Origin of the sequence: Streptomyces boncukensis (assembly GCF_011045075.1) — a bacterium.
GTDB lineage: Bacteria > Actinomycetota > Actinomycetes > Streptomycetales > Streptomycetaceae > Streptomyces > Streptomyces boncukensis.
Map to the genome: position 1 here is coordinate 1 of NZ_JAAKZZ010000717.1, position 2953 is coordinate 2953.

Annotated in this window: 1 protein-coding gene; it reads left to right on the forward strand. The window is 72.9% G+C overall.

Annotation, left to right across the window (positions count from 1 at the left end; translation table 11 throughout):
• Positions 1–2953: type I polyketide synthase (locus G5C65_RS34705; protein WP_165303041.1), on the forward strand; the 2953-nt coding region annotated here is incomplete at both ends.

Here is a 2953-nt window from a genome sequence, read left to right on the forward strand (position 1 = left end):
GGGGTGTTCGTGGGAGGCAGTGTCTCGGGCTACGGGGTGGGCATGCACGTGCCCCAGGGGAGTGATGGTCACCTGCTGACCGGGAACGCCACGAGTGTGCTCTCGGGCCGGGTGGCGTATGCCTTCGGGCTGGAGGGCCCGGCGGTGACGGTGGACACGGCGTGTTCCTCCTCGCTGGTGGCGCTGCATCTGGCTGTCCAGGCGCTGCGTGCGGGGGAGTGCGCGATGGCGCTGGCCGGCGGGGTGACGGTGATGGTCAACGCGGGCGTGTTCGCCGAGTTCGGCCGGCAGGGCGGTCTGGCCGGTGATGGCCGGTGCAAGGCGTTCGCGGCCGGCTCGGACGGGATGGGCTGGGGCGAGGGCGTCGGCCTGCTGCTGGTCGAACGCCTCACGGACGCCCGGCGCCACGGGCACCGGGTGCTGGCGGTGGTCCGCGGCAGCGCGGTCAACCAGGACGGCGCCTCCAACGGGCTCTCCGCGCCCAACGGTCCCGCCCAGCAGCGGGTGATCCGCCAGGCGCTGGCCAACGCCCGCCTGAGGGCCGCGGAGGTGGACGCGGTCGAGGCGCACGGGACGGGCACCCGGCTGGGGGATCCGATCGAGGCGCAGGCGCTGCTGGCCACCTACGGCCAGGAGCGTGGTGAGGGCGGTGAGCCGTTGTGGATCGGCTCGGTCAAATCCAACATCGCGCACACCCAGGCCGCCGCCGGCATCGCGGGTGTGATCAAGATGGTGATGGCGCTGCGGCACGGGATGCTCCCGGCCACGCTGCACGTGGACGCCCCGACACCGCAGGTGGACTGGTCCGCGGGAGCGGTGGACGTGCTCACCCGCACCCGGGAGTGGCCCGCGGTGGATCGCCCGCGGCGCGCGGGCGTCTCCTCCTTCGGCATCAGCGGCACCAACGCCCACCTCCTGCTGGAACAGGCCCCCGAGCCCGAACCGGTGGAGGAGACCGCCCGGCCCCAGGCACCGGGCCTGGTGCCCTGGGTGGTCTCGGCGCAGTCCGAGGCCGCCTTGCACGCACAGATCGAACGCCTGCGCACCCACACCGCCCAGCACCCACAGCTGGACGCGGTCGACATCGGCTGGTCCCTGGCCACCACACGCACCCCACTGGAACACCGCGCAGTCCTGACCGGGGACGATGTCCTGGCTGCCGGGGTGACCGGCGAGGGGCGCCTGGCATTCCTGTTCACCGGCCAGGGCTCCCAGCGCCCCGGCATGGGCCTGGGACTGTATGAGGCATTCCCCGTCTTCGCCGAAGCCTTCGACGCGGTCTGCGCCCGCCTGGATGTCCGCCTGGAACACCCGCTGCGCACCGTGCTGGCCGACGGCACCGGCCTGCAGGACACCCTGTGGGCGCAGGCGGGCCTGTTCGCCCTCGAAGTCGCCCTCTACCGCCTCACCGAGTCCTGGGGCCTGGAACCGGACGTGCTGCTGGGCCACTCCCTGGGCGAGATCACCGCCGCCCACGTCTCCGGGATCCTCGACCTGGACGACGCCTGCACCCTGGTCGCCGAACGCGGCCGCCTGATGCACGGGCTGCCGCCGGGCGGCGGAATGCTGGCAGTGCAGGCGACAGAAGCGGACCTCGCCGACTCCGCCGACTCCGGGCTGGATGTCGCGGCGGTCAACGGCCCCCGCTCGGTGGTGCTCTCCGGCGACCTGGCGGCCATCGAGCGCTACGCGGCCGAGTGCGCCGCCCGCGGCCGGCGGACCAACGTCCTGACGGTCTCGCACGCCTTCCACTCAGCCCTGATGGAACCGATGCTGGAAGAGTTCGCCACCGTCCTGGCCAGGCTGACGTTCCACCCGGCGCGGATCCCGATCGTGTCGAATCTGACCGGCGCGGTGGCCGAGCCGGGGTCGATGCAGGAGCCCGGGTACTGGCTGGACCAGATCCGCCGGACCGTCCGCTTCGCCGACGGCGTCACCGCCCTGCAAACCATGGGCGTGACCACCTGCCTGGAACTGGGCCCCGACGGCGTCCTGTCCGGCATGGCCCAGGAAACCGCCCCCGACACGCTCTTCACCTCAGCCCTCCGCAAGGACCGGAACGAGACCGACACCACCCTGACCGCGATCAGCCGCCTATGGACAGCGGGCGCCGGCGTCAACTGGGCGAAGGTCTTCGCCCACTGGGGCGGCCGCACCGTCGACCTGCCCACCTACGCCTTCCAACGCGAACGGTTCTGGCCGGAACCCTGGGTGAGCCCAGCCGTGGGTGACGGGGCCGACTCGGCGTTCTGGAACGCGGTCGAGCGTGAGGACCTGGAGGAACTGGCCGGTCTGGAATCGGCACTGCCCGCGCTGTCCGCGTGGCGCAGACGTCACCGGGAGCGCTCCACCCTGGACTCCTGGCGCTACCAGATCACCTGGAAGCCCCTCACCGACCTGCCTCCGGCTCCCCTGTCCGGTACCTGGGCGGTCATCGGACAGGAGGAGACAGACGTCTCCGCAGCGCTGGCCGCGGCCGGTGCGACGGTGGTGAACGTCCCGGCCGAGGAGGCCGCACAACTGCCCGACATCGCGGGGGTGGTGCTACTCGCGTCCGGCTGGGCGGACACGCTGGCCGCGGTGCAGGCACTGGGTGAGGCCCCGGCACCGCTGTGGGTCCTCACACGGGGCGCGGTCACGGTGGGCCGCTCGGACCGGCTGGAGCACCCCGACCAGGCCACCGTATGGGGCCTGGGCCGGGTCGCGGCCCTGGAGCTCCCGCAACGCTGGGGCGGCCTCATCGACCTCCCCACCCACCTGGACGCCCGGGCCGGAACCCGACTCGCAAGCATCCTGGCCGACGGCAGCGAAGACCAGACCGCAATCCGCGGAGCCGGGATCTACGGCCGCCGCCTGGCCCGCGCACTGCCCGCAGCCGTCACCGGTACCGGCTGGCAGCCCACCGGCACCGTCCTGATCACCGGCGGCACCGGAGCCCTGGGCACACACACCG